Raw genomic sequence first — 25,802 nt, 5'->3', positions numbered from 1 at the left:
CGATGCCGATCAGAAAGTTCAAGCCGGTCACGTCGGCCTCGCGGTTCCGCAGCGTCTCGACCTTCGAGGAGATCACGCGCAGCGAGCCGGAAAAGTCGCTCACCGAGGGCCTGTCGAAGAAATCGGGCCGCAACCACCACGGGCGGATCACGAGCCGGCGGCGGGGCGGCGGCCACAAGCGGCTCTACCGGCGGATCGACTTCAAGCGCCGGAAGGACGGGGTTCCGGGGGTCGTGGCGGAGATCGAGTACGATCCGAATCGGTCGGCCCGCATCGCCCTCATTCACTACGCGGATGGCGAGAAGCGCTACATCCTCCACCCCCGGGGACTGGGCGTGGGGGACACCGTGCTCTCCGGTTCCGGCATCGACCCCGCGCCGGGGAACTGTCTGCCTCTGAGCGAAGTCCCTCTCGGGACCCTCGTGCACGGGGTGGAACTCGTCCCCGGCAAGGGGGCGCAGCTTGCCCGCTCGGCGGGAGCGGCGGTGCAGGTGGTCGCGAAGGAGAGGGGTAGGGTGACGCTGCGGCTTCCGAGCACCGAGATGCGCATGGTGCCGGAATCGTGCCGGGCCACGGTCGGCCAGGTGGGCAACGTCGATCATGAGCTGATCCGCGCCGGGAAGGCCGGTCGCTCACGGTGGAAGGGGCGCCGGCCCAAGGTCCGGGGTGTGGCGATGAACCCCGTCGATCACCCCCTCGGGGGCGGCGAGGGCCGCAGTTCGGGAGGCCGTCCACCCGTCTCGCCCTGGGGCAAGCCGGAGGGACGGAAGACGAGGAAGAAGCGGAAGGCGAGCGACAAGCTGATGGTGCGCGGCCGCAAGCGCGGCAAAGCCACGAAGTAGGAGCGAGGGAAGCAATGCCGAGAAGCGTCAAGAAGGGACCGTACATCGACGAGAAGCTGCTCATGAAGGTGCAGCGGATGAACGAGTCCGGAGGCAAGTCGGTCATCAAGACCTGGGCGCGCGCCTCGACGATCAGTCCCGATTTCGTGGGGCACACCCTTGCCGTACACAACGGGAACAAGTTCATCCCGGTCTATGTGACGGAGAACATGGTAGGCCACAAGCTGGGAGAGTTCGCCACGACGCGGACGTTCCGGGGTCATGCCGGTTCTGCGCGGGACCGGAGGGGACGGGTCTGATGCGGGCCGCGGCGAAGGCGAAGAACGTCCGTATGTCGGCGCGGAAGATGCGGCTGGTCATCGACCAGATTCGCGGCCGTGACGTCAACGAGGCGTACGCCATCCTGCAGTTCTCGAAGAAGAAAGCGGCCCGGCCCGTCGGCAAGGTCCTCCGCTCCGCCGTCGCGAACGCGGCCTATCGCGCGGACGAGGAGGGCGAGGCCGTCGATGTGGACGAACTCTACGTGCGTGAGGCCTATGTGGACGAAGGCAGGACGCTTCGGCGCTGGCGCCCCCGCGCATACGGGCGGGCCACGCCCGTGCTCAAGCGGAGCAGTCACGTGACGGTCGTCGTGGAGACGAGAGACTAATGGGGCAGAAGACACACCCGTACGGATTCCGGCTCGGCTCCGTCAAACCCTGGCGGTCGCGCTGGTACGCGAAGGGGAAGGAGTTCCCCAAGCTGCTCGCGGAAGACGAGAAGCTGCGGAAGTACCTGCACGCCCGGCTCGGCCACGCGGCCATCTCCCACGTGGAGATCGAACGCAAGCCGTCCAAGATCGTCGTTACGATTCACACCGGCCGGCCGGGGGTCGTCATCGGCAAGCGCGGGGCCGAGGTCGACAAGCTGCGCGACGAGCTGGCGCTCCTCACCGAGGCGGAAGTGTCCGTGAACGTCGAGGAGATTCGCCGCCCGGAGACCTCGGCTCAGCTGGTGGCCGATAATGTCGCCCACCAGTTGACGCAGCGCATCAGTTTTCGACGGGCGATGAAGCGGGCCGTGCAGGCGGCCATGCGCGCCGGCGCGGGCGGCATCCGCATCCAGTGCGGCGGCCGCCTAGGGGGGGCCGAGATCGCGCGTTCGGAAGGTTATCACGAGGGGCGCGTCCCGCTGCACACGCTGCGTGCCGACATCGACTATGCGGAGCGGCAGGCCAGGACGACGTTCGGCACGATCGGGGTGAAGGTGTGGATCTTCCACGGCGAAATCGTGGAGGATCGCCGGGGTCAGACGTATACCGCGGGCGGTCGCCGTCGCGGCGGCCGCAGGCGAGGGTAGAAGGAATATGCTGCAACCGAAGCGCGTCAAGTACCGGAAACAGCAGAAGGGCCGCCTGCGGGGCAGTGCGCACCGCGGGAACAAGGTCTCCTTCGGTGACTACGCCCTCCAGGCGCTCGAACCGGGCTGGATCACGAACCGGCAGATCGAGGCGGCGCGTGTCGCCATGACGCGACACATCAAGCGAGGCGGGAAAGTCTGGATCCGCATTTTTCCGGACAAGCCGCTCACGCAGAAGCCCGCCGAGACGCGGATGGGCAAGGGGAAGGGGAATCCCGAGTACTGGGTCGCTCCGGTGAAGCCGGGGCGCGTCATGTTCGAACTCGAGGGCGTGGACGTCGAACTCGCGCGACGCGCGATGGAACTGGCGTCCGCGAAGCTACCGATCAAGACGCGCTTCCTGGTGCGGGAGGAATAGATGGCGATGACCGCGATGGACATCCGGGAGTTCACGGACGAGGAACTCGCGGAGGAACTCGCCCGCGCGAAGAACGAGATCGCGCGCCTGCGGTATCGGGTGGCCTTCGAGGAGCTGGAGAATCCGTCGCTCCTCCGGACGCTGCGGCGCGAGATCGCCCGGCTGAAGACCGTGCAGTCCGAACGGGCGCGTAACGAGGAGAACCAGGTTGGCTGATCAATCTGCGACCAAGGGCCGCCGGAAGCTCCGGCTCGGGACAGTCGTGAGCGACCGAATGGACAAGACCGTCGTGGTCTCCGTGGAACGGCGCCTCGCCCATCCGCTGTATGGCAAGCAGGTGAGCCGGGGGAAGCGGTACCAGGCCCACGACGAGACGAACGAATACAGGGTCGGCGACCTTGTCCGGATCGAAGAGACCCGGCCGCTGTCCCGGCACAAGCGCTGGCGCGTGCTCGACTTGATCCAGCGCCCGGACTAGCGAGGGGCACGAGATGATCCAGCAGGAGTCCATGGTCCGGATCGCGGACAATTCCGGCGCGCGCCGTGCCCTCTGCATTCGAGTTCTCGGAGGGTCGCGCCGCCGGTATGCACGCGTCGGCGATGTGATCGTCGTGACGGTCAAGGATGCGACGCCGCACGGGAACGTGAAGAAGGGCGAGGTGGTGCGCGCGGTGGTCGTGAGGACCGCCAAGGAGAGCCGCCGGCGCGATGGCAGCTACATCCGCTTCGACGAGAACGCGGCGGTGATCATAAACGACGCGGGAGAGCCGACCGCCACCCGAATCTTCGGACCGGTGGCGCGCGAACTCCGCGAGAAGAAGTTCATGAAGATCGTATCGCTCGCTCCCGAAGTCATCTGAGAGCCGCGCGAGGATTCGAGCCGAACATGACCCAGAGGAAGCTGAACCTGAGGACCGGAGACACCGTCAGGGTGATCGCGGGCAACGACGCCGGCGCCCAGGGACGGATTCTGCGCGCGATCCCCGCGCGCGGGCTCGTCGTGGTGCAGGAAGTCAACATGCGGAAGCACCACAAGCGCCCGGCGGCGAACGCGAGAGGCGGCATCACGGAAGGCGGGATCGTCACATACGAGGAGCCGATCAGAGTCTCGAACGTGATGCTCGTGTGTCCTCATTGCGACGAGCCGACACGGGTTCGACGACGGCACGACGCGGACGGCACGATCGAGCGGATTTGCAAGCGTTGCGACAACCCGATCCCGACGGCGGGCTGAGGGGCGACGAGGAAACGATGAGTTCGAAGAACGGAAAGCCGCGGCTGCGGACACACTACGATGACACGGTTCGCCCGAAACTCGCCGAGGTGTTCGGCTTCGAGAACCCGCACCAGATCCCGGGGCTCGAGAAGATCGTGATCAATGCGGGGCTCGGCGAAGGGAAGGACAACCCGAAGCTGCTCGAGTCCGCCGCGAACGAACTCGCGGTGATCAGCGGCCAGCGCCCCGTGATTACGCGAGCGCGGAACGCCATCTCGAACTTCGGCCTGCGCGAGGGCATGCCCGTCGGGACGAAGGTCACCCTCCGCGGCCCGCGAATGTACGAGTTCCTCGACCGCTTCATCAGCACGGCGGTGCCGCGAATTCGGGACTTCCGGGGGTTCGGGAGCCGGGCGTTCGACGGTCGCGGCAACTATACGGTGGGGATCCAGGAGCAGATGGTCTTCGCCGAAGTCGACTACGACGAGATCGTCAAGATCCACGGCATGAACATCACATTCGTCACGACCACCGACCGCGACGACGAGGCGCTCGTCCTGCTTCGCGAGATGGGGATGCCGTTCCGCGACGAAGTCCCGGTTGTCATCTAGGCGGAGTTCCGCCCCGGCGGGGCCGCCGGAGACGGCTCACATCAGGAAAGACCGCATGGCCAAGACATCATTGATTCAGAAAGCGAACCGGAAACCGAAGTTCAGTTCCCGCACGGTGCGGCGCTGCAACCGGTGTGGCCGGCCCCGGGCCTACATGAGGAAGTTCGGCCTCTGCCGAATCTGCTTCCGGGAACAGGCGCTGCGCGGAGAGATCCCCGGCGTTCGGAAAGCGAGTTGGTGACATGAGCATGACCGATCCGATCGCGGACCTGCTGACCAGGATCCGCAACGCGGGGGGCGCGGGACACCGGCGGGTCGACATCCCGCTCTCGAAGATCAAGGTCGAGATCGCGCGCATCCTGACGGAGAACCACTTTCTGCGCGGCTACAAGGTGCTGGACGACAACCGGCACGGTCGCCTGCGCGTGTACCTGAAGTACACGTCGGACGAACGGCCCGTGATCCGGCTCCTCGAGCGGGTGTCGAAGCCGGGGCTGAGGAAGTACGTGGACACGAGTTCGATCCCCAAGGTCCGGGCCGGGATGGGGATCGCGATCCTGTCGACATCGAATGGACTGATGACCGATCGCGAGGCCCGCAGGCAACGCGTCGGCGGCGAAGTCATCGCCAAAATCTACTAGCCGCACCGCGGGGCGGTCCGCGTCGGCGGCGCACCCGCGAGGGAGCAGATAGCGTGTCGAGAATCGGAAAGCTGCCGATCCCGGTGCCGGACGGCGTCGAGGTCACGATCAACGGTGTCGGTGTGCGTGTGAAGGGGCCCAGGGGCGAACTCGAGCGCTCCTTCAGCTCCGATATGGAGATCACCCTCTCCGACGGGGCCGTACGCGTGGCGCGAGGGTCCGACGAAGCGCGGCAGAGGGCCCTGCACGGGCTGACCCGGTCGCTGATCGCGAACATGGTCACGGGAGTATCCCGGGGATACGAGAAGCAGCTGGAGATCCACGGCGTCGGATACCGCGCCGAGCAGAGGGGCCGGGACCTCGTGTTCAGCGTCGGATACAGCCACACGGTCACGGTGGAGCCTCCGGCGGGCGTGGCGTTCGGGCTCGAGTCTCCGACTCGCGTGAAGGTGATGGGCATCGACAAGGAGAAGGTGGGCCAGATGGCGGCCGAGATCCGCGCGATCCGCCCGCCCGAGCCCTACAAGGGGAAGGGAATCCGCTACGTGGGCGAGCATGTGCGCCGCAAGGCGGGCAAGGCGACGGGCTGATCCGGCCGGCAACGGGGGAGGGCGGGAAGCACGATGGACATCAGGGGACGGACAAAACAGAGGCATCGACTCCGGACGCGTCGTCACGCCCGGATCAAGAAGAAGATCCGGGGCACGGCGGCACGCCCGCGTCTCGTAGTGTTCCGCAGTCTGCGGAACCTGGAGGGCCAGCTCGTGGACGACGACCGGGGCATCACCCTGATCGGCGTGTCGACGCGCACCGGGACGGAGGGCGACGCGGGCGCCCGGTCGGGCAAGGTCGCCGACGCATACCTGGCGGGGAGAAGGCTGGCGGAGAAGGCGGTCGGGTCCGATGTCGAAGAGATCGTGTTCGACCGTGGGGGATATCCCTACCACGGCCGGGTACGCGCGTTTGCGGAGGGCGCCCGCGACGGCGGTCTCCGATTCTGACGAGAGGGCTTCATGGCTAGAGGAGGAAAGCGGCGCGACGACGGTGACAACTTCAAGGAGAATGTCATCTACATCAATCGCGTCTCGAAGGTCGTCAAGGGAGGTCGACGCTTCTCGTTCACCGCGCTCGTGGCGGTAGGTGACGGGCAGGGCAAGGTCGGGACGGCCCTGGGCAAGGCGAACGAAGTCGCCGAGGCGATCCGGAAGGGGTTCGAGCAGGCCCGGCAGGCCATGGTCAAGGTGCCCATCGTGAACGGTACGATTCCGCACGAGATCCTGGGCCGACACGGCGCCGGCAAGGTGCTGCTCAAGCCGGCCGGTCCGGGGACGGGCGTGATCGCCGGCGGCCCCGTCCGCGCGGTGCTGGAGTGTGCCGGAGTCCAGGACATCCTCACCAAGAGCCTCGGTACGAACAACCCGCTCAACATCGTCCACGCGACGATGCGCGGTCTCCAGGAACTCGTCACGCCGGAGCAGATCGCGGTCGAGCGGGGCGTGGATCTGGCCACGATTCGGGAGGCCATGCGTGGGTGAGCAGTTGAAGATCCGCCAGGTGAAGAGCGGCCTCGGAGCGCAGCGCAAGCAGCGCGACACCCTCCGCGCCCTGGGGCTGAAGCATCATCAGGACCAGGTCGTACAACCGGACAACCCGGCGATCCGCGGCATGATCCAAGCCGTCGCGCATCTCGTCGAGGTCGAGGAGGTGGGGAGCGATGGCTGAACGCGAGCGGATCGGTCTCGACAATCTCTCTCCGCCCCGGGGTTCGAAGCGTTCCGCGAAGCGGCGGGGGCGCGGCCACGGGTCGGGGTCGGGAAAGACATCGGGGCGCGGTCACAAGGGTCAGAAGTCGCGAAGCGGCGCCTCGATCCCGGCCTGGTTCGAGGGCGGGCAGATGCCGCTCTACCGGCGCACGCCCAAGCGGGGGTTCAAACCGCACCGGCGAACGGAATGGCGGATCGTGAACCTGTCGGATCTGGTGCGGGTCGAGGGTAGCGAGATCGATCCCGGGACGCTTGAGGCGAGCGGAGTCATCCGCGGCAGCGACCGACCGGTCAAGATCCTCGGAAATGGCGACCTGGATCGGGCGGTCGACATCCGCGCACACGCCTTCAGCGCCTCGGCCCGTGCGAAGATCGAGGCGGCCGGCGGCACCGCCCGGGTCATCGAGTAGGGCATGGCGAACGCCCGGAACGCGGCCGCCGCCGCGGCGAACATCTTCAAGGTGCCGGAGCTCAAGGCGAAGATCCTCTTCACCTTGCTCTGCCTCGCCCTCTATCGGCTGGGCTCGCACATCACGACCCCCGGCGTGGACGTCGTGGCACTGCAGTCGCTGGCCGGGCAGTTCCAGGGCACGATCTTCGGGATCTACGACCTGTTCGTGGGCGGCGGCCTGCAGCGGGCAACCGTCTTCGCGCTCGGCATCATGCCGTATATCTCGGCGAGCATCCTCTTCCAGCTTCTCTCGGCCGTCATGCCCGCCATCGAGAAGCTCCAGAAGGAGGGAGAGGAAGGGCGCCGCAAGCTCACGCAGTGGACCCGGTACACGACGGTCATCCTCTGCATCGGACAGTCGTACACCTACGCCCTGTTCCTCGAGTCGCAGGCCGGCGCCGTGCTCGATCCGGGGCTCGGTTTCCGACTCCTCACCGTGCTGATGCTGACGACCGGTGGCGTGTTCGTCATGTGGCTGGGCGAGCAGATGACCGAGCGTGGCGTCGGAAACGGGATGTCGCTGCTGATCTTCTTCTCCATCCTGCAGGGCTTCCCGGGCGCGGTGATCAACACGTTCGAACTGTACCAGGCGGGCGGCATCACGCTGCTCCGCCTCGCGCTGCTCGGGGCGACGCTGGTGGCGGTGATGGCCGCGGTCGTGGCGCTGACGATGGCTCAACGCAAGATCCCGGTGCAGATCCCGAGGAAGGTCGTCGGGAGGGGTCGCATCCGGGAGGGTCAACGGTCGTTCATCCCGCTCCGCATCAACTCGGCGGGGGTGATGCCGATCATCTTCGCGCAGTCGATCATCATCATCCCGGGCACGCTGGCCGCGTTCACGGGGAACCCGGGGCCCGGCAGTTCCGGCGCCCGCCGCTTCATCTACGAGATCAGCCAGGCGCTCCAGGTGGGGACGTGGTGGTACTACGGGCTGTACGTCGTCCTCATCATCTACTTCACGTACTTCTACACCTCGATCATCTTCAACCCGGCCGACCTGGCGGAGAACCTCAAGCGGCAGGGCGGGTTCATCCCGGGCGTCAAGCCGGGCGCCAAGACCGCCGACTATATCGATCACGTCCTGACGCGGATCACGCTGCCCGGGTCCGTCTTCCTCGCGCTGATCGCGGTTCTGCCCTACCTGATCTTCTCGGTCTTCGACCTCCAGACCTTCTTCTTCGGCGGTACCTCTCTGCTCATCGTGGTGGGGGTCGCCCTCGATACGATGCAACAGCTGCAGCAGCACCTCCTGTTGCGCCAATACGAGGGTTTCATGAAGAAGGGTCGGGTCAAATATCGCGGCAAACAGCGATACATGTGATGGGGGTACGGCTGATCATCATGGGCCCCCCGGGGGTCGGGAAGGGCACCCAGGGTGAACTTCTGGCGGAGCGGTTCGGCATTCCGCGCCTTTCGACGGGCGACATGATCCGGCCGGCGCTGAGCGCCGGTTCCCCCCTCGGCGAGCGGGTCCGGGTCTACTACGAGGCGGGCGATCTGGTCCCGGACGATGTCGTGCTGGGACTCATCGCAGAGGCGTTCGACGCCCCGGAGACCGCCGACGGGTTCCTGCTCGATGGATTCCCGCGCACGGTGGCGCAGGCCGATGGACTCGGCGAGCTGCTCGCTGCGCGTCGCCTCGAGCTCGACGCGGTGCTCTCGCTGGAGGCGCCGGAGCAGGAACTCGTCGAACGGATCTCCGGCCGGCGGGTGTGCGAGGCGTGCGGCCTCGTGACCCACGTGCGCGCGGTGGGGGACGACGCACCGTGCCCGGCATGCGGATCTTCGCTGATCCAGCGATCCGACGACCTTGCGGAGACGGTCCGCAACCGCCTCTCGGTCTACCGCGAGCAGACCGAACCCCTGCTCGCGTACTACGCGCGGTCCGGGACGGGGCTGACCGCGGTGGACGGGCTGGGGACGAAGGAGGCGATCCGGGATCGGCTGCTCGACGCGCTGCGCCGGGCGGAGACGGCAGCTTGATCCGGCTGAAGTCGCCCGCCCAGATCGAGACGATCGCGGCGGCCGGGACGATCGTCGCCGAGGTGCTGGAGATGGCGGCCGCGCAGGCCGTGCCGGGACGCAGCACCGGCGAACTGAACGAGATGGCCGAGGCGATGATCCGCGATCACCCCGGGGCCACACCGGCCTTCAAGGGACTGTACGGGTTCCCGGCCACGCTCTGCACGAGCATCAACGACGAGGTGGTGCATGGCATCCCCTCGTTTCGGCGCCGACTCGAGCCCGGCGACATCGTCAGCGTTGACGTGGGGGTCAAGCACGACGGACTGTACGCGGACGCGGCGGTCACGATCCCCGTCGGCGAGGTGGCGCCCGGCACGGCGCGCCTGATCGACGTCACACAGGCGGCGCTCGAGGTAGGCGTGGAGGCCGCGCAGCCGGGATCGCAGCTCGGCGATCTGGGGTGGGCGATCCAGACGCACGTCGAAGCCGCCGGCTTCAGCGTGATCCGGGAACTCGTGGGTCACGGGGTGGGCGAGGAGCCGCACGAGGAGCCGCAGGTCCCGAACTACGGGGTGCGCGACCGCGGCTTCAGGATGCGGCCGGGGCTCGTCATCGCCATCGAGCCGATGGTGAATGAAGGGCGGCCCGGAATCCGCACGCTGGACGACGAGTGGACCGTCGTTACCGCCGATGGCCGCCTGTCGGCCCACTTCGAGCACACGTGCGCCGTCACGGCGCACGGGCCGCGGGTCCTGACCCGCGTCGCAACTCCGGTAGCCGCAGGGGAGATCTGATTTGGCGAAGGAAGAACCGATCCAGATGACGGGCGAGGTCACCGAGGCGCTTCCGAACGCGATGTTCCGGGTGGAACTCGAGAACGGGCACCGGATCGTCTGCCACGTGTCCGGCAAGATTCGCATGAACTACATACGGATCCTGCCCGGAGACAAGGTCGCGGTGGAATTGTCGCCGTATGATCTGACGAGAGGGCGGATCACGTACCGATATAAGTGAGCCGTACGTTGTTCGGACCGGTTCGGGCTGCTAGCTTTGAAGGCTGTCATCGAACCGCCACCAGAGGACGAGAGATGAAGGTTCGTTCCAGCGTCAAGCGCATTTGCGAACACTGCAAGGTCATTCGCCGCCGCGGCGTCGTGCGCGTGATCTGCAGTCGCGATCCGAAGCACAAACAGCGGCAGGGATAAATGGCACGCATAGCCGGAGTCGATCTTCCGCGGAACAAGCGGATCGAGGTGGGCCTGACCTACATCTACGGAATCGGCCATTCGACGGCGCGCAACATCCTGGCCGAGACCGGGGTGGACGCCGACGTGCGGGTCTATCAGCTGTCCGACGACGACGTCAACAGGCTGCGCCGGGTCATCGAGAACCACTACAAGGTCGAGGGCGCGCTGCGCACCGAGACGTCCATGAACGTGAAGCGTCTGATGGACATCGGATGCTATCGCGGGATCCGGCACCGGCGGAACCTGCCCGTCCGCGGGCAGAGAACGCACACGAACGCCCGCACCCGGAAGGGCCCGCGCCGCGCCGTGGCCGGGAAGAAGAAGGCGCCGCGGAAATAGGCGCTCGCGGAAGCAGGCGCCGCACTGGCAAGCCTCACCATGTCCGCCCAAATGGAGAATGCGTAGGGAATGGCGAAACCCGTACGAAAGAAGAAGCGCCAGGTCGACGCCGAGGGCGTCGCCCACATCAAGGCGACGTTCAACAATACGATCATCACGATCAGCACCCTGACGGGCGATACGGTCGTCTGGGCCAGCGCCGGCAAGGCGGGCTTCAAGGGCTCGAAGAAGTCCACGCCGTTCGCCGCCACGATCGCGGCCGAGACGGCGGGGCGGGAGGCCGCCGGCATGGGAATGCGGCGCGTCCACGTCGAGGTGCAGGGACCGGGTTCCGGGCGCGAATCGGCCATCCAGGCGTTGCAGGCCGCCGGCCTCGCGATCCGCTCCATCAAGGATGTGACGCCCATCCCGCACAACGGGTGCCGTCCACCCAAGAAGCGGAGGGTGTAGATGGCTCGATACACCGGACCCGTGTGCCGGCTCTGCCGTCGCGAGGGGGAGAAGCTCTTCCTGAAAGGGAAGCGCTGCTTCACGGAGAAGTGCGCCATCGAACGGCGCGCCTTCCCTCCCGGCGAGCACGGAGGCGGTCGTCGTCGACGACGCCAGTCGGAGTACGCCGTGCAGTTGCGGGAGAAGCAGAAGGTCAAGCGGATCTACGGTCTCGCGGAGAAGCAGTTCCGGAGGCTGTTCGAGAAGGCCTCGAGCGTACCCGGGGTGACGGGTGAGAACCTGCTCGTCGCCCTCGAGAGCCGGCTCGACAACATCGTCTACCGCCTCGGCTTCGCGCCGTCGCGCAAGGCGGCGCGCCAGCTCATCAGGCATCGTCACCTGCGGGTCGACGGGGCCACCGTGGACGTCCCCAGCTTCGCCGTGGTCCCGGGAGCCGAGGTGTCGGTGGCGCCCCGGGCGAGACAGTTGCCGGTGGTCATCGAGGCGATCGAAGACCGCAGGTCGCGCGATCAGTTGTCGTGGCTCGGCGTGGACTACAAGTCGGGGACCGGACGGATGCTCGAACGCCCGTCCAGGTCGGACATTCCACTGGCGGTGGAAGAACAGTTGATCGTCGAACTCTACAGCAAGTAGGCGGGCTCGCCACGGGCGGGGTCCGCCCCGCCGGGCCGCGGGTGGTCCCGGCTCGGAACAAAGACAGGGAGTGGAGCGCATATGACGGTGTCGGTAGATCTCGCCGGCCTCGTGCTTCCGCAGGCGATGGAGGAACAGCAGCGGTCCGAGGAAGGATCGCGGGCGTTGTTCCTCCTCCAGCCGCTCGAGCGCGGGTTCGGACATACGATTGGCAATTCGATCCGGCGGATCATGCTGTCCTCCTTGCCGGGCGCGGCCGTGTGGGCCTTCCGGGCCGACGGTGTCCAGCACGAGCACCAGACGATCGACGGCGTAGCGGAGGACGTTCACCAGATCATCCAGAACCTGAAGCGCCTCGTACTCGTCATGGACGAAGACAAGACGGAGGCGCAGCTGGCGCTTTCGGCGCACAAGGCCGGTCCCGTGACCGCGAGCCTGATCGGCCAGCACGCGTCGGTCCGGGTGGTCAACCCGGACCTCGTCCTCTTCACGCTGCAGGAAGATCTGCCTCGTCCTCTGACGCTCGATCTGTGGGTGAATCGCGGCCGCGGTTTCGTGATGGCCGAGCACCACGCGCCCCCGGACGAGGCTGACGGGAGCCGGACCTTCCCGGTTGGGACGATACGGATCGATTCCGCTTACAACCCCGTGACGCGCGCCAACTTCTCCGTGAATGAGACGCGCGTGGGGCAGCGCACGGATTTCGACCGGCTGGAGGTGGATGTAGAGACGAACGGGGCGCTGAATCCGGCGGAGGCGGTGTCGCAGGCGGCGGAGATCGCGAGGCTCCACCTGTCGTACTTCAGCCGCCTGGGGAGCGTGCCCACGCTGCCCGAGGCCGCGAAACCGGACGGCAAGAAGGGTGGGGGACAACCCGTCGATTCGGATCTGGCGGAGTTGCTGGCACGTCCCCTCGACGAGTTCAGCGAGATCTCGGCGCGCTCGCGGAACACGCTCGAGCGGCAGAATATCAGTTCGCTCGGGGATGTCGTGGCGCGGTCCCGTGACGAGATTCTCAAGCTCGAGAACTTCGGCGAGAAGTCCCTCGAGGAGATTGCGGAGGTGCTCGGGCAGCACGGCCTTCGGTTCGGGATGTCGTTCCAGCGTGGCGACGACGGTAACCTCTACCTGCTGGATGATCTGGCGGAAAACGGGGCCCGGGGCGACGATGAGGCATAGAAAGAAGGGACGGGAGCTCGGCCGGACGCGCAGCCACCGGAAGGCGATGCTGCGCAACATGGCGACGAGCCTCATCCTGCATGAACGGATCCGGACGACCGAGGCGAAGGCGAAGGAGTTGCGGCCGTTCGCCGAAAAGCTCATCACTCTGGCGAAGAGGGGCGATCTGCACAGCCGCCAGCTCGCGGGCCGTCAGATCGCGGATCGAACGGCGCTGAAGAAGCTCTTCGAGCACCTTGGCCCCCGTTTCGAGCAGCGGCCGGGCGGATACACCAGGATTCTCAAGTTGGGTGCACGGCAGGGCGACGGCGCGGAGCTGGCGCTCATCGAGCTCACCGACCGCGAGGCGTGAGGAACCAGGAGAAGAGACACATGTCCAACAGGGGCGAAGGTGGGCTTGGCGTAATTCTCGGCATCGTGGCGATTGCGGCCATCGCCGGGTTCATGTACTGGCTCAATCTCCAGTCGCAGGGGATCGCGGCGGAGCGCATCGCCGCCGAGGAGGCCGAGGTGGAGGCCGCTCGGGATCTGAACGCCGGGGATCTCCTCAACAATCCGCGGGGAGCGGTCGGGCGCCGCGTCGTCATCGAGGGGATCCGCGTGGCGAGCGGCCTCGGGGAGGGTGCCCTCTTGCTGGCGCTCAGCGACAGCCTCGCCTATCCCGTCCTCATGGAATCCGATCCGATTCAGCGCCTCCGGATGGCGGACATCACGATCTACGGCGGCGACAGCGTCTTCGTGTCGGGCGAGGTCTACACATTCAACGATTCGATCGGCGCGACCTGGGTCACGGCAGGGGCGGTGCGCGAGGAAATGGCCGGGATGATCCCCACTTCGCCGACCTTCCTCCTGGCCGATTCCGTGTTCGTGCACTGAGCGAATTATGGCGAACTTCTGCTACATCTGCGGCAAGGGACCCGGCGTCGGGAACCACGTGAGCAACGCGAACAACAGGCGCAAGCGGCGCTTCATGCCGAACCTGCAGCGCGTGAGAATCGTGGAGGAGTCGGTGCGGCGGCGCGTACGCGTGTGTACCCGGTGCATCAAGGCGGGAAAAGTCGTCAAGGGAGCTTGACCCGGCCCGCGCCAAACCCTGCCACCGCCCCGCCCCTGGCCGGCCAGCACGTGCTGGTGACCAGGCCGCCCGGGCAGGCCCGCCCTTTGCGGGACCGGCTCGAGGCGATGGGGGCCACGGTCACGACCGCGTCCACGATACGTCTCGTCCCGCCGACCGACCCCCGGGGGCTGCCCCGGGCCGCGAAGCGTCTGGCCGCGTACGACTGGGTGGTCTTCACGAGCGTCAATGCCGTCGAGCGTCTGGCGGAGGCGCTTCGGGCCGAAGGTCGGGCCGACGCGCTGCGGGCGTGCAGGCTGGCCGCGGTGGGGCCGACGACGGCGGAGGCGGCGCGGGCACACGGAGCCGCGGACTGTCTCGTGCCGCCGGTGTATCGCGGCGAGGCGCTCGCCGACAGCATCGTGGCGGCCACCGCACCCGGGGCTCGCGCGTGCTCGCGCGTGCTCCTCGTGCAGGCCGAGGGCGCCCGGCCCGTGCTTCGGGAGCGGCTCGTCGCGGCCGGAGCGGAGGTCGAGGTCGCGCCCGCCTACGCCGCCGACGTCAACTGGCCGGTCCGAGCGGCTCTGCTCGAGTTCATCGAACTCGGGCGCGGAGACTGGTTGACCTTCACCGCCTCTTCCGCTGCCCGAGCCTTCGTGCAACTGGTGGGTCCGCAGACCGGAGGCGCCCTGGTGGCCGCCATCAGCCCGGTGACCGCCGCCACCCTGTCGGAGCTGGGGCTTCCCGTGCACGTCGTGGCGGCGACACACTCGATGCCCGGGTTGGTGGACGCGTTGACGCGGGCGGCCGCGCGGCCGGGCCGTCGTTCCGCGACATCCGGCCGTGTCTGAGGCGCCCTTTCCGGTCTCCCGGCCCCGCCGGCTCCGGCGGACGGCCGCGCTGCGAGAGCTGGTCCGCGAAACGCGGCTCGCGGCCTCGGATCTCATCTACCCGCTGTTCATCGATGATCGGGGGCCGGCGCGCCAGCCGGTCACCTCCATGCCGGGGATCGACCGCTTCAGCGTCGAAGCGGCCGTGGACGAGGCGGGCGAAGCGTTCGAGGAGGGGATCCGGGCCGTACTCCTGTTCGGCCTTCCCTCGAGCAAGGATGCCCGGGGTTCGCGGGCGGACCCCCCGGACGGCGTGATCCAGCGATCGCTCCGCGCGCTGCGCGAGGCGCTTCCCGACCTGGTGCTGATCACGGATGTGTGCCTGTGCGAGTACACGGATCACGGCCACTGCGGGCTGCTGGAGGGTGATCGCGTCGCCAACGACCCGACGCTGGAGCGGCTGGCTTCCCAGGCCGTGAGTCACGGGGCGGCCGGGGCCGACATCGTGGCGCCGTCGGACATGATGGACGGCCGCGTCGCCGCCATCCGGGCCGCGCTCGACGAGGCCAGCCTCGAGGACGTGGCCATCCTGTCCTACGCCGCGAAGTACGCGAGCGCGTTCTACGGGCCGTTCCGGGACGCCGCCGAGTCCGCTCCGGCGTTCGGGGACCGGCGCGGATACCAGATGGATGTGCGCAACGCGGACGAAGCCCTGCGTGAAGTCGGTCTCGATATCGCGGAGGGGGCGGATCTGGTCATGGTGAAACCGGCGTTGCCGAACCTCGACATCGTGCGCCGGGTGAAGGACCGGTTCCGGCGGCCCACCGCCGCGTACCAGGTGAGCGGCGAATACGCGATGATCGAAGCGGCGGGCGCGAACGGCTGGCTGGACGCCGAGGCGGCTCGCCTCGAGTGCGCGTACGCGATCCGCCGCGCCGGCGCGGATCTGATCGTGACCTACGCCGCGCGTCGCCTCGCGCGTGCCCTGTAACCCGCGGTGCCACGACTCCGCCGCACGGGGGCGCCATGGAGGTCGGTGCCGTGAGGGTGCTGGTCACGGGCGGCGATGGGTTCATCGGGCAGCACCTCCTCGCCCACCTGCTGGCACGGGGCTGCGACGTAACGGCGACGTCCCTCGCCGGGACGCCGGCGGAGGGGACCCTTTCACGGGAGGAGAGAGGCGCGGTCGAGTGGCGGAGGCTGGACGTGCGCGACGGCGCGACGGTGGCCGCGGTGGTGGACGCCGCCCGCCCGCGCCGGATCTTCCACCTCGCCGGGTACTCGTCGAGCGCGGAGGCACGCGCCCGGCCCGCCGACGCGCTGGAGGTGAACGGCATGGGCACGCTGAACGTCGTGGAAGCGGCGGCCCGGGCCCGGTCGGACGCGGAGACCGTCCTCGTCGCCGGCTCCGCGGACGCGTACGGCCGCGGCGTCGACGGTCCGATCGGAGAGCATACGCCGCTACGGCCGTTGAGCGTGTACGGCACCACCAAGGCCGCGCAGGACGTGATCGCCCGGGGGGCCGGTCCGGCCCTCGGCGTGAACGTCGTCGTGGCGCGGCTCTTCCCGCTCGTCGGGCCCGGCCAGCGGCCGGTGTTCGTGCTCCCGAGCTTCTGCCGCCGCGCGCTGGCGATTCGACGGGGAGCCACCGACTCCCGTCTCACGGTCGGCAATCTCGACGTCGCCCGGGACTTCACGGACGTGCGGGACGGGGTTAGGGCGCTGCGGGCTCTCGCCGATCTCGACCGGCCGCCCCACCGCGCCTGGAACGTGTGCTCGGGAAGGGGGACGACGGTCCGGCAACTGCTCGAGTGGGTCATCGAGGTGGCCGGGATCGAGCCCGAGGTCGTGCGTGACTCGACCCTCGTTCGGCCCGGCGAGCCCGAAGCCGTGATCGGCGACCCCGGACGGCTCTCCCGGGCGACCGGGTGGCGCGCGGAGCGCGACCTTCGGGCCTGCGCGCGCGACACGCTCGACTGGGTCGCGAGTTCCGGCGCCGTCTGAGGGCGGGTCGCGAGCCTCGATCAACCGAAGAAACAGGAGCGGAAACGCCGATGGAAGTCACCGTGATCGGCACCGGGTACGTGGGGCTCGTGGCGGGGTCGTGTCTGGCCGGCGCCGGGAACCGCGTGACATGCGCCGATGTCGACGAAGCGAGGATTCGACGGCTAAACTCGGGGGAAGTCCCCATCTACGAGCCGGGGCTCGAGGCCCTGATCGCCGAGAACCTCGCGGCCGGCCGGCTGCGCTTCACGACGGACGCCGCCGAAGGGATCCGGACGGCGGAGGTCGTCTTCATCGCGGTCGGCACGCCCCCGGGGGAGGACGGGTTCGCCGACCTCGACTTCGTGCGCGCGGCCGCCGGGACGATCGGCGAGCACCTGCGCCCGCATGCCGTCGTCGTCACGAAGAGCACCGTGCCGGTGGGGACGAACGAGATCGTGCGCGCCGAGATCGCGCGCCGCACCGACGTCCCCTTCTACATGTGCGCGAACCCCGAGTTTCTGAAGGAGGGCGACGCCGTCGCCGACTTCATGTATCCGGACCGGGTCGTCTGCGGCGTCGATGCGGACCGCGCGCGCGAGCGCATGACGGAGCTGTACGAGCCGTTCAGACGGTCGGGGAACCCGCTCATCTTCATGGACATCCCCTCGGCGGAACTCACCAAGTACGCGGCGAACGCGATGCTGGCCGCGCGCATCAGCCTCATGAACCAGTTCGCGGAGCTGTGCGAGCGGACCGGCGCCGACATCGAGCGCGTGCGGCGGGGGATCGGCTCCGATCCGCGCATCGGGCCCGCCTTTCTCTATGCCGGCGCGGGATACGGCGGAAGCTGCCTCCCGAAGGACGTGCAGGCGCTCATCCGGTCGGCCGCGGAACGCGACCTCGACCTCGACATCCTGCGTGCGGTGAACGAGACCAACGACCGCCAGAAGACGCTCCTCGTGCGGAAGATCCGGCGGCGGTTCGGCGAAGACCTGTCGGGGAGGCGCTTCGCCCTCTGGGGGCTCGCCTTCAAGCCGCGCACGGATGACATGCGCGCGGCGCCTTCCCGCGCGATCGTGGCCGCGCTGAGGGAGCGGGGCGCCTCGATCGTGGCGCACGACCCGGTCGCGATGGACCCGGCGCGCGATGTCTACCTCGGAGACGAGGTCGAGTACGGGGCCGACGAATACGAGACGCTGGACGGCGCCGACGCGCTCGTCCTGGCGACCGAGTGGCTCCAGTACCGCCGCCCCGACTGGGCCGCGGTCGGCGAGCGCCTGGCCCGGCGCATCGTGTTCGACGGGCGGAACCTGTTCGACCCCGAGCGCATGGCGGAACTGGGGTTCGAGTACTATTCGATCGGCCGCAGGCAGATCGGCCCGGAGGTCGTCGCGTGAGATTCGTCGTCACCGGGGCCGCCGGCTTCCTCGGGTCGCACCTCACCGACCGGCTTCTCGCCGAGGGACACACCGTCCTCGGCGTCGACAACCTCCTCACGGGGAGGCGGGAGAACCTCTCGCATCTCGAGGATGATCCCCGCTTCCGGCTCCTCGAGCGCGACGTGTCGGAGCACCTCGAGATCGAGGGAGAACTCGACGGCATTTTCCACCTCGCCTCGCCGGCCAGTCCCGTCGACTACCTCCGGTTCCCGATCCAGACGCTCAAGGCCGGCGCGCTGGGCACCCACAACACGCTCGGGCTGGCGAAGGCGCGCGGCGCCCGGCTCCTGCTCGCGTCCACCTCGGAGGTCTACGGCGATCCGCTCGTCCATCCCCAGCCCGAGTCCTACTGGGGCAACGTGAACCCGATCGGGCCGCGCGGCGTGTACGACGAGGCGAAGCGCTTCGCCGAGGCGATCACCATGGCCTACCACCGCGCCCACGGAGTCGACACGCGCATCGTGCGTATCTTCAATACCTACGGTCCCCGCATGCGCCCCGACGACGGCCGCGTCGTCTCCAACTTCGTCGTGCAGGCGCTGAGGGGTGAGCCGCTCACCATCTACGGCGACGGCTCGCAGTCCCGCAGCTTCTGCTACGTCTCCGATCTGGTGGAGGGGATCTGGCGTCTGTTCAACGCCGCACTCCACGAACCCGTCAACCTGGGGAACCCGGTCGAGTACACGATCCGGGAACTGGCGGAATTCGTCGTCGCGGCGACCGGTTCCGCATCGCCGCTGGAGGCTCGCCCGCTGCCCACCGACGATCCCAGGGTGCGGCGTCCGGACATCTCGCTCGCCTCGGCGGAGCTGGGCTGGACGCCGCGGATTCCGCTCGAGGTCGGTTTGCGGCGCACGGTGGCTTACTTTCAGGGGCTGCAGGCGCTGGGCCGGCTGGAGACGGCGCCGGATTGAACGGCCGGATTGAACGGCCGGATTGAACAGCCGGGGAGGCGGAATGCGGGAGACGGGTCGGGCGCGGGTTTCCGTGGTCATGCCCATCTACAACGAGGAGGCGACGCTCGAGACCATGGTGCGGCGCGTGAAGGAGGTCGCGCCGGAGGTCGAGCTGGTGGCGGTCGACGATGGCTCGCGGGACGCGTCGGGCGCCATCCTGCGCCGGCTCGAGGAGGAAGGACTGGTGGACCAGGCCCTCGTCCACGAGAGGAACCGGGGCAAGGGGGCCGCGCTCTCGACCGGGTTCAGGGCCGTCCGCGGCGACATCGTGATCGTGCAGGACGCGGATCTCGAGTACGATCCGGCCGAGTATCCGCGCCTTCTGGAGCCGATCCTGGCCGGGAGGGCGGACGTGGTGTACGGGTCGCGCTTCATGGGCGGCCAGCCGCATCGGGTGCTCTACTATTGGCACTACGTGGGCAACCAGTGGCTGACGCGGCTGTCGAACATGGTCACGAACCTCAACCTGAGCGACATGGAGACGTGCTACAAATGTGTCCGGCGAGAGGTGATCGAGAACCTCACGATCGAGGAGCGGGCCTTCGGCGTCGAGCCGGAGCTGACGGCGAAGATCGCTCTCGGCGGGTGGCGTGTTTACGAAGTGGGGATCTCCTACGCGGGCCGGACGTACGCAGAGGGCAAGAAGATCAACTGGCGCGACGGGCTCTCCGCGGTGCGCTGCATCCTCCTGTACGGACTGGTGCGGCGCTGGACGCGGAAAGGCGTCGCGGGCGCCCCGCGGCGGGCAACCCGCGAGGAGGACGGGAACTGAGACGGGAACCGATATGGTGACGATGCGACGGTCCGATGGACGTACGTACGGGATTCTGATCGCGCTCGCGCTCGCGGCGTGCGGGGACCCCGTGGACCCGTCGCTCGTGCTGGGCGACCGCTATCTCGCCGTGGGAGACGCGGACAAGGCGATCGCCGAATACCTCCTCGCCCGCCGCTTTCGGGGCGACACGGAGGAAGTCCTGCTCAGACTGGGGCAGGCGTACGCGGCGCGCGGCGATGTCGCCGAGGCGATCACGGTCTACGAGACGCTCACGGAGCGGGATCCCGGACTCCGGCACCAGGCGGCCGCCACGCTCGCGGGGGTCGCGAGGTCCGCCCGCGAGCGGGGGGGGAGGGAGAACATGTCGAGCGCGCTGCAGCCTCTGCTCGGGTGGGGCATGGGATACCTCCCCGCGGATCTCCAGCGTTCGCTGGCCGACTACTACGCCCAGGCGGGGGACGACGCGCTGTCGCTGTCGCTCCGTCTCGCGCTCCTCGGCGAGGATGGCGATCCCGATCCGGCCGTGCTGTACGAGATCGGCCTCGCCTACAGACAGCTCGGAGCCTGCACGCGCGCGCTGCCCTTCTTCAGGGGATACCTCGACGCGGTGGAGGACTCGGACCGGAACCGGGGTGCGGCCAGCTTCCAGTACGGGGACTGCCTCTACGCGTCGGCGGACGAGGACCGGGCCGAAGGCCGCCCCGCGACCGCGCTCGAGAAGCTCGATGAGATGGTGAAGCTCGGGGTGCAGAGGCCCCTCATGGTCGACGCGCACTTCCTGCGCGGCGAGCTGCAGCTCGCCCTCGGCGATACGAACGAAGCCCTCGTGAGCTACGCGCGCGTCATCGAGCTCAACCCGACGCGCACGCACGCGCTCGTCCGGCGCGCGGAGGAGCGGATGCGCCAGATCCGCTTCGGGTTCGAATGAGGCGGGGAGCCCGCGCGGCCGTGTGCGCCGCCGCCCTCTCGCTCGCGGCGTGCGGGAGTTCCGGCCCTCCGGGCGATCTGGCGCCCCCGGACCTCTTCCAGTGGGCCCACGACGAGTTCGACGCCGGGGAATACCGCCGGGCCGCCGACGGCTTCCTCGCCTTCATGATCCGGGATCCGCTGAATCCGCTCGCCGACAGCGCCCAGTATCTCGCCGCCGAAGGCCACCTGCGGGCCGGAAACGAACTCGACGCGGTGGAGGAATTCCGCCGCATGGCCACGGGCCGGCCCAACAGTCCCCTGGCCGACGACGCGCAATTGGGGTTGTGCCGCGCGTATCTCGCCGCCTCGCCCAAGGTCTCTCTCTCCCAGGAGTTCACCCGCCGGGCGCTCGAGGAATGCGGTCGCCTGCTGCGGTTCTTCCCCACGACCCCCTTCCGCGAGGAGGCCGAACGCCTGATGGTGGAGGCGCGGGCCAAGCTCGCGCGCAAGAGCTACGAGATCGGGACGTACTATCAGGACAGACTCCGGCTCCCCGAGTCCGCGATCGTCTACTTCGAGCTTTCCCTCGCCGAGGAGCCTTCGGCGGACTTCCTCCCGGACCTCCTGTGGCGCCTCTATCAGGTCTATCGCAGCGTCGGGTACGAGAACGAGGCCGGCAGCATCCGGGAGCGGCTCCTGGCGGAGTTCCCCGACTCGGAGGAGGCGCGGAATGCGGCCGCGGAGGAAGACCCCACGGGGAATGCCGCCACCCACCGCTGACCGTCCGGCCTCCGGTCGCCGGATCGGCGTCCTGGGGGGCAGCTTCGATCCTCCCCACGTCGGACACGCGATCGTCGCGCGGGAGCTGGTCGAGCAGCTTCGCCTCGAACGCCTGCTCGTCATTCCGGCCGCCGACCCGCCCCACCGCAGCGCCGTGCTCCCCGCCGCGACCCGCTTCGAGCTGACCCGGCGGCTCTTCCACGGCATCCCCCGGATCGAGGTCAGCCCGCTCGAGTTCCGGCGTTCCGGACCCTCCTTCACCGTCGACACGCTGGAGGAGCTGGCGCGACAGTGCCCGAACGACCGGCTGATCCTCGCCATGGGCGCGGACCAGTTCGCGGCGCTCGACGGCTGGAAGGACCCCGACCGCGTCCGGGAACTCGCCCGGATCGCCGTGATGCCGCGGGGAGGCCGGGATCCGGTGTCCCCGCCGGCCGCAACGCCGATAGACTATCTTGTCGTGAACGTCACACGAATCGATGTTTCGGCGAGCCGGATCCGGCGCCGTCTCCGCGAGGGGCGTTCGGTCCACTTCCTCGTTCCCGAGTCGATCCGACACGATGTCGAGCGCACCCTGGCCGACCCGTCGGGTGCGCCCCGCAATCCAGCGAGTCCCGGATGCTGAAGAACATCGTCACGCAGGTCTTCGGAACGCGCTTCACGCGCGAGATGAAGCGCATGCGTCCGATCATCGAGCAGATCAAGGAGCACGAATCGCGGCTGGCGGATCTGCCGGAAGAGGCGCTGAAGGCGCAGACCGCGAAGTTCCGGGAGACCATACACGAACGGACCTCGACGTTCGAGGATGCCGTCGAAGCGCTCCGGGAGAAGCGTCGCTACAGCGAGAATCCGGCTCGCCGCGCGGACCTCACCGAGCGCATCGCCGTGACGGAGGGCGAACTCAACGAAGCCACCCAGGCCGTGCTCGACGACATCCTGCCCGAGGCGTTCGCGACGGTCCGCGAAGCCTGCCGGCGTCTGCTCGGCACGGAGATCGTCGTCAGCGGCAACGACATGAGCTGGGACATGGTCCCGTACGACGTGCAGCTCATCGGCGGGATCGTCCTCCATCAGGGGAAGATCGCCGAGATGGCGACCGGCGAGGGCAAGACGCTCGTCGCCACCATGCCCATGTACCTCAACGCGCTCCCCGGCCGCGGCGTCCACCTCGTCACGGTCAACGACTACCTCGCCCGCCGGGACGCCCAGTGGATGGGCACCGTGTTCGGCTATCTCGGACTCACGGTGGGCGTCCTCGAGGACACGGAGCCCGGGAGCGAGGAGCGGCGGGCCGCCTACCGGGCCGACATCACGTACGGGACGAACAACGAGTTCGGCTTCGACTACCTGCGCGACAACATGGTCATCGAACTCCGGCAGCGCGTACAGCGCGGACACGCCTACGCGATCATCGACGAGGTGGACTCGGTCCTCGTCGATGAGGCCCGGACGCCGCTCATCATCTCGGGCCCCGCGGGCCGCGACGAGCGCGACGTGTACCAGAAGCACGACGCGCAGGTGGCGGCGCTCGCCCGCAAGCAGACGCGGATGGTCAACCGGCTCGTGGCCGAGGCCACGAGCATTCTCGAAGCGGCCGAGGAGGAGGAGGACCAGGATCAGCGCCGGGAGGCGGGACTCAAGCTCCTCGCGGCGCAGCGCGGCGCCCCCAGGAACAAGCGGCTCCTCAAGCTCCGCACGCGCTCGGGCGTCAAGCAGCTCATCCAGCGCACCGAGGCCGACCTCATGCGCGAGAAGCGGCTCCCCGAGATCGACGAGATGCTGCTCTACTCCATGGACGAGAAGGGGCACACGATCCAGATCTCGGAACAGGGCCTCGACGTGCTCTCGCCCGACGACCCCGAGGCGTTCGTGGTGCCGGACATCTCCGAGGACGTGAAGCGCGTGGACGACGACGAGGCGCTGGACACCGACGAGAAGCGGGAGGAGATCGAACGGATCGAGCGCGAGTACGCGGAGAAATCGGAGAAGATCCACGTCATCCACCAGCTCGTGAAGGCGTACTCGCTGTACGATAAGGACGTGGAGTACGTGGTCGAGAACGGCGATGTCGTCATCGTCGACGAACACACGGGCCGGAAGATGCACGGGCGGCGCTGGTCGGACGGGCTCCACCAGGCGGTCGAGGCGAAGGAGAACGTGAAGGTGCGGGGCGAGACCCAGACGCTCGCCACCATCACGATCCAGAACTACTTCCGCATGTACGACAAGCTGTCCGGGATGACCGGGACCGCGGAGACGGAGGAGGGCGAGTTCCACTCGATCTACGGTCTGGAGGTCGTGGTCATCCCCACCCACCGGCCGGTGCGGCGCGTCGACAACGACGACGTGATCTTCCAGACCAGGCAGGAGAAGTACGCGGCGCTGATCGACGAGATCGAGCGCATCAACGAACAGGGCCTCCCGATCCTCGTCGGGACGACGAGCGTCGAGGTGTCCGAGGTCATCTCGCGCATGCTCAAGCGCCGCGGGCTGGCGCACGAAGTCCTGAACGCGAAGCAGCACGAGCGCGAGGCCATCATCGTGCAGAACGCGGGCCAGCCGGGCGCGATCACGATCGCGACGAACATGGCCGGCCGCGGCACCGACATCAAACTCGCCTCTCCCTGCGTGCAGTGCGACGTGTGCGGGATCCGCTCCGGGACGCCGGCGTTCGGGCAGACCGGCGAGGAACCGGATCTGTCCCGGGCCGAGATCAAGGAACGCGGCTGCGAGGAAGAGCCCCCGTGCGGCCTCCAGATCCTCGGCACCGAACGGCATCAGTCGCGGAGGATCGACCGCCAGCTGCGAGGCCGCTCCGGACGCCAGGGCGACCCCGGGGCCAGCCTCTTCTTCCTGTCGCTGGAAGACGACCTCATGCGGCTCTTCATGCACGAGCGCGTGGCCCGGATCATGGACCGCCTCGGGGTGGAGGCAGGCGAGGTCATCAGCCACCCGTGGATCACGAAGTCCGTCGAGCGCGCGCAGAAGCGGGTGGAGACCCAGAACTTCGACGCCCGCAAGCGGCTGCTCGACTACGACGACGTGATGAACCAGCAGCGCGAGGTCGTGTACGACCTGCGCCTGTACGCCCTCGAGGGAGGCGAGGACCTCAAGGGCGAGACGTGGGAGATGATCGAGGAGGCGATCCGGGAGGAGATGGACGAATACGTCCCCTCGGAGAGCACGCACGACCAGTGGGACCTGGCGGGGCTGAGGGAACACCTCCTGATCGAGTATTTCCTGCACAACGACTTTCTGCCGAGGGTGGGGGAGGAGGCCGCGGACCCGGGCAAGGAGGCGAGCGCCGACAACTGGGCGGCGGCGGACCGGGTCCACGAAGCGGTCCTCGCCAACGCGCTCGAGCAGTACCGGGCGAAGCTCGAGAGCTTCGGGGAGGCGTGGGAGCAGGTGCTGCGCTTCATCGTCCTTTCCGTCCTGGACGAGAAGTGGAAGGACCACCTGTACGACCTCGACCACCTGCGTTCGTCGATCCAGTTCCGGTCGTGGGGTCAGAAGGACCCGCTCGTCGAGTACAAGAAGGAGGCGTACGAGATGTTCGTGAACCTCATCACGGACATCCGGCAGACGGTGGCGAATCGCTTCTTCCGGGCGCGGATCGAGGTCCGGCCGCCGGTGCGCCCGCGGGCGCCGCAGATCACGGGGATGAGCGGTCCGGTGGGGCCGGGGGCCGGGGGGGCGGGGCGGCTGCCCGGTCCGGATGCGGCTGCGGGGCCGGGCGGACCGCGCGGCGCCCCGGGCCAGGCGCCCGCGGGCGAGCCGGCCTTCTCGGCCACGGGCGTCGCGGCCTCGGCCGCGGTCCGGGATCTCACCCCGGACGACACGGCCGCCCGGGCCGCGCGGCCCCGCCGGGCCGGTCCCGCCGCGACCGCCGCCAAGGCGCCGGGCCGCAACGCGCCGTGCCCGTGCGGGAGCGGCAGGAAGTACAAGAAGTGCCACGGCCGGCCCGGCGGCTGAGGCCG

At 68.5% G+C, this 25,802-nt stretch carries 39 protein-coding genes; all 39 read left to right on the top strand.

What is annotated here, in order from left to right:
• Positions 1-2 precede the first annotated feature (2 nt).
• The gene (rplB, locus tag ACPXY0_RS09830) at positions 3-842 is read left to right on the top strand and encodes a 50S ribosomal protein L2 (RefSeq protein WP_419942226.1); all 840 of its coding nucleotides are present in this window, start codon (positions 3-5) and stop codon (positions 840-842) included.
• 14 nt (positions 843-856) lie between these two features.
• Entirely contained in the window at positions 857-1,141 is a 285-nt protein-coding gene (rpsS, locus tag ACPXY0_RS09825; RefSeq protein WP_419942225.1) for a 30S ribosomal protein S19, read from the top strand.
• Entirely contained in the window at positions 1,141-1,491 is a 351-nt protein-coding gene (rplV, locus tag ACPXY0_RS09820; RefSeq protein WP_423924374.1) for a 50S ribosomal protein L22, read from the top strand. Before rpsS ends, rplV begins: the two co-directional genes overlap by 1 nt.
• On the top strand, positions 1,491-2,180 hold the full coding sequence (gene rpsC / locus ACPXY0_RS09815) for a 30S ribosomal protein S3 (protein WP_423924373.1): 690 nt from the start codon (positions 1,491-1,493) through the stop codon (positions 2,178-2,180). The genes rplV and rpsC overlap by 1 nt, the downstream gene beginning before the upstream one ends.
• A 7-nt stretch (positions 2,181-2,187) precedes the next feature.
• Positions 2,188-2,598, top strand: coding sequence for a 50S ribosomal protein L16 (rplP, locus tag ACPXY0_RS09810; RefSeq protein ID WP_423924372.1), 411 nt, complete (start codon positions 2,188-2,190; stop codon positions 2,596-2,598).
• Complete coding sequence (gene rpmC, locus ACPXY0_RS09805) at positions 2,599-2,814, top strand: 50S ribosomal protein L29 (protein ID WP_423924371.1); 216 nt, start codon at positions 2,599-2,601, stop codon at positions 2,812-2,814.
• Positions 2,807-3,076: a 30S ribosomal protein S17 gene (gene rpsQ / locus ACPXY0_RS09800; protein ID WP_419942220.1), complete on the top strand. Its 270-nt coding sequence runs from the start codon at positions 2,807-2,809 to the stop codon at positions 3,074-3,076. Before rpmC ends, rpsQ begins: the two co-directional genes overlap by 8 nt.
• 13 nt (positions 3,077-3,089) lie before the next feature.
• A complete protein-coding gene (gene rplN, locus ACPXY0_RS09795; protein WP_419942219.1) occupies positions 3,090-3,458 on the top strand; it encodes a 50S ribosomal protein L14 in 369 nt (122 codons plus the stop codon).
• A 26-nt stretch (positions 3,459-3,484) separates the two neighbouring features.
• Positions 3,485-3,832, top strand: a complete 348-nt coding sequence (gene rplX, locus ACPXY0_RS09790; protein WP_419942218.1) for a 50S ribosomal protein L24 — start codon at positions 3,485-3,487, stop codon at positions 3,830-3,832.
• Between the two features lie 17 nt (positions 3,833-3,849).
• Positions 3,850-4,425, top strand: coding sequence for a 50S ribosomal protein L5 (rplE, locus tag ACPXY0_RS09785; RefSeq protein WP_419942217.1), 576 nt, complete (start codon positions 3,850-3,852; stop codon positions 4,423-4,425).
• Positions 4,426-4,480: 55 nt separating this feature from the next.
• Positions 4,481-4,666, top strand: a complete 186-nt coding sequence (locus ACPXY0_RS09780; protein WP_419942216.1) for a type Z 30S ribosomal protein S14 — start codon at positions 4,481-4,483, stop codon at positions 4,664-4,666.
• 1 nt (position 4,667) lies between these two features.
• A complete protein-coding gene (gene rpsH, locus ACPXY0_RS09775; protein WP_423924370.1) occupies positions 4,668-5,066 on the top strand; it encodes a 30S ribosomal protein S8 in 399 nt (132 codons plus the stop codon).
• Between the two features lie 53 nt (positions 5,067-5,119).
• Positions 5,120-5,656: a 50S ribosomal protein L6 gene (rplF, locus tag ACPXY0_RS09770; protein ID WP_423924369.1), complete on the top strand. Its 537-nt coding sequence runs from the start codon at positions 5,120-5,122 to the stop codon at positions 5,654-5,656.
• Between the two features lie 33 nt (positions 5,657-5,689).
• Entirely contained in the window at positions 5,690-6,067 is a 378-nt protein-coding gene (gene rplR / locus ACPXY0_RS09765; protein WP_419942214.1) for a 50S ribosomal protein L18, read from the top strand.
• 12 nt (positions 6,068-6,079) lie between these two features.
• Positions 6,080-6,601 (top strand): 30S ribosomal protein S5, encoded by a 522-nt coding sequence (gene rpsE, locus ACPXY0_RS09760; protein ID WP_419942213.1) that lies wholly within the window; start codon positions 6,080-6,082, stop codon positions 6,599-6,601.
• Positions 6,594-6,788 carry a 50S ribosomal protein L30 gene (gene rpmD / locus ACPXY0_RS09755; RefSeq protein ID WP_423924368.1) on the top strand — a complete coding sequence of 65 codons (195 nt, stop codon included), beginning with the start codon at positions 6,594-6,596 and terminating at the stop codon, positions 6,786-6,788. Before rpsE ends, rpmD begins: the two co-directional genes overlap by 8 nt.
• A 10-nt stretch (positions 6,789-6,798) precedes the next feature.
• Positions 6,799-7,239 (top strand): 50S ribosomal protein L15, encoded by a 441-nt coding sequence (rplO, locus tag ACPXY0_RS09750; RefSeq protein WP_423930648.1) that lies wholly within the window; start codon positions 6,799-6,801, stop codon positions 7,237-7,239.
• A gap of 3 nt (positions 7,240-7,242) precedes the next feature.
• Entirely contained in the window at positions 7,243-8,601 is a 1,359-nt protein-coding gene (secY, locus tag ACPXY0_RS09745) for a preprotein translocase subunit SecY (protein WP_423924367.1), read from the top strand.
• Complete coding sequence (locus tag ACPXY0_RS09740; RefSeq protein ID WP_423924365.1) at positions 8,601-9,263, top strand: adenylate kinase; 663 nt, start codon at positions 8,601-8,603, stop codon at positions 9,261-9,263. The genes secY and ACPXY0_RS09740 overlap by 1 nt, the downstream gene beginning before the upstream one ends.
• A complete protein-coding gene (gene map / locus ACPXY0_RS09735) occupies positions 9,260-10,039 on the top strand; it encodes a type I methionyl aminopeptidase (RefSeq protein ID WP_423924363.1) in 780 nt (259 codons plus the stop codon). Before ACPXY0_RS09740 ends, map begins: the two co-directional genes overlap by 4 nt.
• 1 nt (position 10,040) lies before the next feature.
• A complete protein-coding gene (gene infA, locus ACPXY0_RS09730) occupies positions 10,041-10,259 on the top strand; it encodes a translation initiation factor IF-1 (protein WP_419164808.1) in 219 nt (72 codons plus the stop codon).
• A gap of 74 nt (positions 10,260-10,333) precedes the next feature.
• On the top strand, positions 10,334-10,450 hold the full coding sequence (gene rpmJ, locus ACPXY0_RS09725; RefSeq protein ID WP_419164809.1) for a 50S ribosomal protein L36: 117 nt from the start codon (positions 10,334-10,336) through the stop codon (positions 10,448-10,450).
• Positions 10,451-10,831, top strand: coding sequence for a 30S ribosomal protein S13 (gene rpsM, locus ACPXY0_RS09720; RefSeq protein WP_419942208.1), 381 nt, complete (start codon positions 10,451-10,453; stop codon positions 10,829-10,831). It abuts the gene before it with no gap.
• Positions 10,832-10,900: 69 nt separating this feature from the next.
• On the top strand, positions 10,901-11,281 hold the full coding sequence (rpsK, locus tag ACPXY0_RS09715) for a 30S ribosomal protein S11 (RefSeq protein ID WP_419942207.1): 381 nt from the start codon (positions 10,901-10,903) through the stop codon (positions 11,279-11,281).
• A complete protein-coding gene (gene rpsD / locus ACPXY0_RS09710) occupies positions 11,282-11,914 on the top strand; it encodes a 30S ribosomal protein S4 (RefSeq protein ID WP_419942206.1) in 633 nt (210 codons plus the stop codon).
• An 81-nt stretch (positions 11,915-11,995) separates the two neighbouring features.
• The gene (locus ACPXY0_RS09705; RefSeq protein ID WP_423924359.1) at positions 11,996-13,093 is read left to right on the top strand and encodes a DNA-directed RNA polymerase subunit alpha; all 1,098 of its coding nucleotides are present in this window, start codon (positions 11,996-11,998) and stop codon (positions 13,091-13,093) included.
• Entirely contained in the window at positions 13,083-13,445 is a 363-nt protein-coding gene (rplQ, locus tag ACPXY0_RS09700) for a 50S ribosomal protein L17 (protein WP_419942204.1), read from the top strand. Before ACPXY0_RS09705 ends, rplQ begins: the two co-directional genes overlap by 11 nt.
• Before the next feature lie 20 nt (positions 13,446-13,465).
• Positions 13,466-13,969, top strand: a complete 504-nt coding sequence (locus ACPXY0_RS09695) for a hypothetical protein (protein WP_419942203.1) — start codon at positions 13,466-13,468, stop codon at positions 13,967-13,969.
• Between the two features lie 7 nt (positions 13,970-13,976).
• On the top strand, positions 13,977-14,168 hold the full coding sequence (gene rpmB, locus ACPXY0_RS09690) for a 50S ribosomal protein L28 (protein ID WP_419935027.1): 192 nt from the start codon (positions 13,977-13,979) through the stop codon (positions 14,166-14,168).
• A gap of 50 nt (positions 14,169-14,218) precedes the next feature.
• Complete coding sequence (locus tag ACPXY0_RS09685; RefSeq protein WP_423924357.1) at positions 14,219-14,998, top strand: uroporphyrinogen-III synthase; 780 nt, start codon at positions 14,219-14,221, stop codon at positions 14,996-14,998.
• Positions 14,991-15,968 (top strand): porphobilinogen synthase, encoded by a 978-nt coding sequence (gene hemB / locus ACPXY0_RS09680; protein ID WP_423924355.1) that lies wholly within the window; start codon positions 14,991-14,993, stop codon positions 15,966-15,968. The genes ACPXY0_RS09685 and hemB overlap by 8 nt, the downstream gene beginning before the upstream one ends.
• Positions 15,969-16,018: 50 nt before the next feature.
• A complete protein-coding gene (locus ACPXY0_RS09675) occupies positions 16,019-16,981 on the top strand; it encodes a GDP-mannose 4,6-dehydratase (protein ID WP_423924353.1) in 963 nt (320 codons plus the stop codon).
• A 50-nt stretch (positions 16,982-17,031) separates the two neighbouring features.
• Positions 17,032-18,360 (top strand): UDP-glucose dehydrogenase family protein, encoded by a 1,329-nt coding sequence (locus ACPXY0_RS09670; RefSeq protein ID WP_423924351.1) that lies wholly within the window; start codon positions 17,032-17,034, stop codon positions 18,358-18,360.
• A complete protein-coding gene (locus ACPXY0_RS09665) occupies positions 18,357-19,316 on the top strand; it encodes a UDP-glucuronic acid decarboxylase family protein (protein ID WP_423924349.1) in 960 nt (319 codons plus the stop codon). The genes ACPXY0_RS09670 and ACPXY0_RS09665 overlap by 4 nt, the downstream gene beginning before the upstream one ends.
• Before the next feature lie 43 nt (positions 19,317-19,359).
• On the top strand, positions 19,360-20,130 hold the full coding sequence (locus ACPXY0_RS09660; protein WP_423924347.1) for a glycosyltransferase family 2 protein: 771 nt from the start codon (positions 19,360-19,362) through the stop codon (positions 20,128-20,130).
• A gap of 22 nt (positions 20,131-20,152) precedes the next feature.
• A complete protein-coding gene (locus ACPXY0_RS09655) occupies positions 20,153-21,061 on the top strand; it encodes a tetratricopeptide repeat protein (RefSeq protein ID WP_423924345.1) in 909 nt (302 codons plus the stop codon).
• On the top strand, positions 21,058-21,822 hold the full coding sequence (locus tag ACPXY0_RS09650; protein ID WP_423924343.1) for an outer membrane protein assembly factor BamD: 765 nt from the start codon (positions 21,058-21,060) through the stop codon (positions 21,820-21,822). Before ACPXY0_RS09655 ends, ACPXY0_RS09650 begins: the two co-directional genes overlap by 4 nt.
• A complete protein-coding gene (gene nadD, locus ACPXY0_RS09645; RefSeq protein ID WP_423924341.1) occupies positions 21,803-22,447 on the top strand; it encodes a nicotinate (nicotinamide) nucleotide adenylyltransferase in 645 nt (214 codons plus the stop codon). Before ACPXY0_RS09650 ends, nadD begins: the two co-directional genes overlap by 20 nt.
• Positions 22,441-25,797: a preprotein translocase subunit SecA gene (gene secA, locus ACPXY0_RS09640; RefSeq protein ID WP_423924339.1), complete on the top strand. Its 3,357-nt coding sequence runs from the start codon at positions 22,441-22,443 to the stop codon at positions 25,795-25,797. The genes nadD and secA overlap by 7 nt, the downstream gene beginning before the upstream one ends.
• Positions 25,798-25,802: the final 5 nt, after the last annotated feature.

The sequence above is a fragment of the Candidatus Palauibacter sp. genome, from assembly GCF_965237495.1.
Lineage (GTDB): Bacteria > Gemmatimonadota > Gemmatimonadetes > Palauibacterales > Palauibacteraceae > Palauibacter.
Note: the sequence above shows the minus strand (reverse complement) of the source record. Positions and strands in the feature narration are given on the sequence as shown.

Bases quoted from the DNA above. Each gene is read 5' to 3' on its own strand.
- rpmJ (WP_419164809.1), top strand. From the start codon at position 10,334: ATGAAGGTTCGTTCCAGCGTCAAGCGCATTTGCGAACACTGCAAGGTC.
- rpsM (WP_419942208.1), top strand. From the start codon at position 10,451: ATGGCACGCATAGCCGGAGTCGATCTTCCGCGGAACAAGCGGATCGAG.
- rpsS (WP_419942225.1), top strand. From the start codon at position 857: ATGCCGAGAAGCGTCAAGAAGGGACCGTACATCGACGAGAAGCTGCTC.
- nadD (WP_423924341.1), top strand. From the start codon at position 21,803: ATGCCGCCACCCACCGCTGACCGTCCGGCCTCCGGTCGCCGGATCGGC.
- rpsK (WP_419942207.1), top strand. From the start codon at position 10,901: ATGGCGAAACCCGTACGAAAGAAGAAGCGCCAGGTCGACGCCGAGGGC.
- ACPXY0_RS09695 (WP_419942203.1), top strand. From the start codon at position 13,466: ATGTCCAACAGGGGCGAAGGTGGGCTTGGCGTAATTCTCGGCATCGTG.
- ACPXY0_RS09670 (WP_423924351.1), top strand. From the start codon at position 17,032: ATGGAAGTCACCGTGATCGGCACCGGGTACGTGGGGCTCGTGGCGGGG.
- rplN (WP_419942219.1), top strand. From the start codon at position 3,090: ATGATCCAGCAGGAGTCCATGGTCCGGATCGCGGACAATTCCGGCGCG.
- rplE (WP_419942217.1), top strand. From the start codon at position 3,850: ATGAGTTCGAAGAACGGAAAGCCGCGGCTGCGGACACACTACGATGAC.
- secY (WP_423924367.1), top strand. From the start codon at position 7,243: ATGGCGAACGCCCGGAACGCGGCCGCCGCCGCGGCGAACATCTTCAAG.
- rpmB (WP_419935027.1), top strand. From the start codon at position 13,977: ATGGCGAACTTCTGCTACATCTGCGGCAAGGGACCCGGCGTCGGGAAC.
- rplB (WP_419942226.1), top strand. From the start codon at position 3: ATGCCGATCAGAAAGTTCAAGCCGGTCACGTCGGCCTCGCGGTTCCGC.
- rpsE (WP_419942213.1), top strand. From the start codon at position 6,080: ATGGCTAGAGGAGGAAAGCGGCGCGACGACGGTGACAACTTCAAGGAG.
- ACPXY0_RS09660 (WP_423924347.1), top strand. From the start codon at position 19,360: ATGCGGGAGACGGGTCGGGCGCGGGTTTCCGTGGTCATGCCCATCTAC.
- rplV (WP_423924374.1), top strand. From the start codon at position 1,141: ATGCGGGCCGCGGCGAAGGCGAAGAACGTCCGTATGTCGGCGCGGAAG.
- ACPXY0_RS09705 (WP_423924359.1), top strand. From the start codon at position 11,996: ATGACGGTGTCGGTAGATCTCGCCGGCCTCGTGCTTCCGCAGGCGATG.
- rplR (WP_419942214.1), top strand. From the start codon at position 5,690: ATGGACATCAGGGGACGGACAAAACAGAGGCATCGACTCCGGACGCGT.
- rpsD (WP_419942206.1), top strand. From the start codon at position 11,282: ATGGCTCGATACACCGGACCCGTGTGCCGGCTCTGCCGTCGCGAGGGG.
- rplQ (WP_419942204.1), top strand. From the start codon at position 13,083: ATGAGGCATAGAAAGAAGGGACGGGAGCTCGGCCGGACGCGCAGCCAC.
- rpsH (WP_423924370.1), top strand. From the start codon at position 4,668: ATGAGCATGACCGATCCGATCGCGGACCTGCTGACCAGGATCCGCAAC.
- secA (WP_423924339.1), top strand. From the start codon at position 22,441: ATGCTGAAGAACATCGTCACGCAGGTCTTCGGAACGCGCTTCACGCGC.
- rplP (WP_423924372.1), top strand. From the start codon at position 2,188: ATGCTGCAACCGAAGCGCGTCAAGTACCGGAAACAGCAGAAGGGCCGC.
- ACPXY0_RS09740 (WP_423924365.1), top strand. From the start codon at position 8,601: ATGGGGGTACGGCTGATCATCATGGGCCCCCCGGGGGTCGGGAAGGGC.
- ACPXY0_RS09780 (WP_419942216.1), top strand. From the start codon at position 4,481: ATGGCCAAGACATCATTGATTCAGAAAGCGAACCGGAAACCGAAGTTC.
- rpmC (WP_423924371.1), top strand. From the start codon at position 2,599: ATGGCGATGACCGCGATGGACATCCGGGAGTTCACGGACGAGGAACTC.
- rpsC (WP_423924373.1), top strand. From the start codon at position 1,491: ATGGGGCAGAAGACACACCCGTACGGATTCCGGCTCGGCTCCGTCAAA.
- rplX (WP_419942218.1), top strand. From the start codon at position 3,485: ATGACCCAGAGGAAGCTGAACCTGAGGACCGGAGACACCGTCAGGGTG.
- ACPXY0_RS09650 (WP_423924343.1), top strand. From the start codon at position 21,058: ATGAGGCGGGGAGCCCGCGCGGCCGTGTGCGCCGCCGCCCTCTCGCTC.
- ACPXY0_RS09655 (WP_423924345.1), top strand. From the start codon at position 20,153: ATGCGACGGTCCGATGGACGTACGTACGGGATTCTGATCGCGCTCGCG.